Origin of the sequence: Sulfurovum sp. bin170 (assembly GCF_010892395.1) — a bacterium.
GTDB lineage: Bacteria > Campylobacterota > Campylobacteria > Campylobacterales > Sulfurovaceae > UBA1140.
This window is the reverse complement of the sequence record NZ_JAACKB010000296.1, coordinates 1-2973: the sequence shown is the minus strand read 5'-3', so window position 1 is coordinate 2973 and position 2973 is coordinate 1. Positions and strand designations below refer to the sequence as shown.

Genomic DNA, 2973 nt, shown 5'->3' with positions numbered 1-2973 from the left:
AGAGATTATAACTGATGACTATGATGTAGAGGGAAATTTTTATATTACACCAAATAGAGTTTTTGATAAAAACAATTTTAAATAAATTTAGGCTCCAATAAAGGAGAAAATATGATAGAGATAGTAGCAACCGTAACAGCTGTTATGGGTGCATTGGCTAGTTATATGTTTGTAAAAAATGATAACAAAAAACAGTTTAAACATCATGAGACGGAAGCAAAAGCGAAGGCAAGTGCGATTGCACATGAGGCTGAACATCTTTTGCAAGAGGCGAAGATTGAGATAAAAGAGCATGAAGTGGAGCTTGAAAAAAAGTTTCAAAGTAGAGTTTTGGAAGTTGAAAAACAGAAAACAGAACTCTCTCTTGAACTGAAATCTTTAGATGAAAAAAAGATAGAACTCTCTAATAGTAAAAAAGCTTTAGAGAAAAAAGAGGAGTATATAGAGACTCTGGAAGAGGAGAAAAAAAGAGAGATAGCCAACACTGTTTCTGTTTTGGAGAAGAGTGCAAGTATGACTAGAGATGAGGCAAAAACATATCTGTTACAGCAGGTTGAGGAGCAGTCACAACTAGAACTTGCACAGCTCATAAGAAAATATGAGAAAGAGGCACACAAAGAGGCTAAAGCAAAAGCTGATTATATTATATCACAGGCAGTAACTAGATACTCTGGTGAGTTTGCAGGTGAGAGACTTATCAATATTATTAATCTTCCAAGCGATGAGCATAAGGGGCGGATAATAGGTAAAGAGGGTCGAAATATCAAAAGCTTGGAGCAGTTGTTGGGTGTTGATATTATTATAGATGAGACACCTGGTGTTATTATCGTTAGTAACTTTAATCTATATCGTAGAGCGATTGCTACACGGACTATTCAGCTTCTTGTAGAGGATGGACGAATTCACCCTGGTCGTATAGAAGAGGTTCATAAAAAGGTTAAAAATGAGTTTGAACAGAAGATTTTGGAAGATGGTGAGAATATTGTTGTAGAGCTTGGACTGCTTCCTATGCATGAGGAGTTGATGAAACTGCTTGGACGAATGAAATATCGTGCAAGTTATGGACAAAATGCTCTAGCGCATACACTAGAGGTTGCAAAATTAGCGTCACTCATGGCTGCTGAGATGGATGGTGACCCAAAACTGGCTCTTCGTGCAGGGCTACTGCATGATATTGGTAAAGCACTCACCCAAGAGGTTGGAGGCAATCATGTTGATTTGGGTGCTGATATCTGTAGACGATATGGTGAACATCCAACAGTTATCAATGCGATATATGCACATCATGGACACGCAGAGCCTGATAGTGTAGAGAGTGCAGCTGTCTGTGCAGCAGATACTTTGAGTGCATCGAGACCTGGGGCTAGACGAGAGGTGTTGGAGAGCTTTACAAAACGGGTCAAAGATATAGAGAAGATTGCTAAAACGCAAAAAGGTGTGAGGGATGCTTATGCTATAAATGCGGGTAGGGAGATTAGAATTTTTGTAGATGCAGGACAAGTTAATGATAGTCAGATAACTGTTCTGTCCAAAAAGATTGCAAAAGAGATAGAGAATAAGGTACAATACCCTGGCGAAATTAAAGTCACCGTTATTCGTGAAAAACGAGAAGTTAATTACGCAAGATAGTTATATAAGGAAGAGAATGAGAAAATTAGTACAGTTTTTACTTGCATCAGTAATGATATTTACTTTGGGATGTAATGCAAAGGAGTCAACAGACTCCAATAAATCATCTGTTAAAACAGAAGAGTCTACAATCGTTGTATTGGAGACAACACAAGGTAATATTGAGTTGAAAATGTTTTCCAAAATAGCACCTTTGGCTGTTGAAAATTTTACAACACATACAAAGAATGGTTATTATGATGGTATTATCTTCCATAGAGTAATCAAAAGCTTTATGATTCAATGTGGTGACCCAACAGGAACAGGAAGAGGTGGAGAGTCTATTTGGAAAAAAGACTTTATAGATGAATTTAAACCAAATGTTGTTTTTGATAGACCTCAACTTCTTGCAATGGCAAATCGTGGGCCAACTACAAATGGAAGCCAGTTCTTCATTACAACCGTACCAACTCCTCACTTGAATGGAAGACATACAATATTTGGAGAGGTTATCTCTGGTCAAGATATTGTTAGAAAGATAGAAAATATTAAAGTTGGACGAGGTTCAAAACCACTAGAGGAACAGAAAATTATAAAAGCCTATATAAAGTAGGTTCGGTATCACCGAACAAAGGATATTAATCAAAAAAATAGATTTAAATGCCCTACGAACAGAGCGAGAAAAGTGCATAGAGTGGAAAAATATTAAACCCTATTGGGAGGCTGTAACAGCTCTTCCAAAAGTAGATAGTGTAGAGCTTAAACTAGGTGATACAATTGAGATATATCCCTCTAATCTATCAGAAGAGGATGAGGCTTATATCTATAAATCTGCAAAAACCATTTGGCCTTGGCGAAAAGGTCCATTTCAAATTTCAAAAACATTTATCGACAGTGAGTGGAGAAGCAATATCAAATATGATCTGCTTCGACCCCATTTTGACCTAAAAGATAAAATTGTTGGTGATATTGGTTGCAATAATGGATATTATCTCTTTCGAATGATGGAGGATAAGCCAAAAAGACTAGTAGGTTTTGATCCATCTGCTATTCCCTATTGTCAGTTTAAATTTTTAGACCATTTTATAGGGAGTGATATTAAGTTTGAGCTTTTGGGTGTTGAGCATGTTGAGCATTATGAACATAAGTTTGATATACTCTTCTGTCTTGGTGTACTCTACCATAGAGCAGACCCTATAGGTTCTCTTAAGTCGCTCTATAAAGGGCTAAATTTTGGTGGAGAGCTTATACTGGATACCTTTATGATAGATGGAGAGGATGAGATATGTTTGACTCCTAAAAAGCGATACTCAAAGATACCAAATATCTACTTTATACCAACTATATCTGCTCTAAAAAACTGGT

The 2973-nt window shown here is 36.8% G+C and carries 3 protein-coding genes; all 3 read left to right on the top strand.

Annotated features, from left to right (window positions below; translation table 11 throughout):
* The first annotated feature begins 111 nt into the window (after window positions 1-111).
* Window positions 112-1629 (top strand): ribonuclease Y, encoded by a 1518-nt coding sequence (gene rny / locus GSY74_RS06995; protein ID WP_164664388.1) that lies wholly within the window; start codon window positions 112-114, stop codon window positions 1627-1629.
* A gap of 16 nt (window positions 1630-1645) precedes the next feature.
* Window positions 1646-2221: a peptidylprolyl isomerase gene (locus GSY74_RS06990; RefSeq protein ID WP_255494574.1), complete on the top strand. Its 576-nt coding sequence runs from the start codon at window positions 1646-1648 to the stop codon at window positions 2219-2221.
* A 37-nt stretch (window positions 2222-2258) separates the two neighbouring features.
* Window positions 2259-2973 (top strand): tRNA 5-methoxyuridine(34)/uridine 5-oxyacetic acid(34) synthase CmoB (gene cmoB / locus GSY74_RS06985; RefSeq protein ID WP_164664389.1); only part of this gene is annotated, 715 nt, incomplete at its 3' end.

Coding starts and splice junctions, on each gene's coding strand:
- rny (WP_164664388.1), top strand. CDS start 112: ATGATAGAGATAGTAGCAACCGTAACAGCTGTTATGGGTGCATTGGCT.
- GSY74_RS06990 (WP_255494574.1), top strand. CDS start 1,646: ATGAGAAAATTAGTACAGTTTTTACTTGCATCAGTAATGATATTTACT.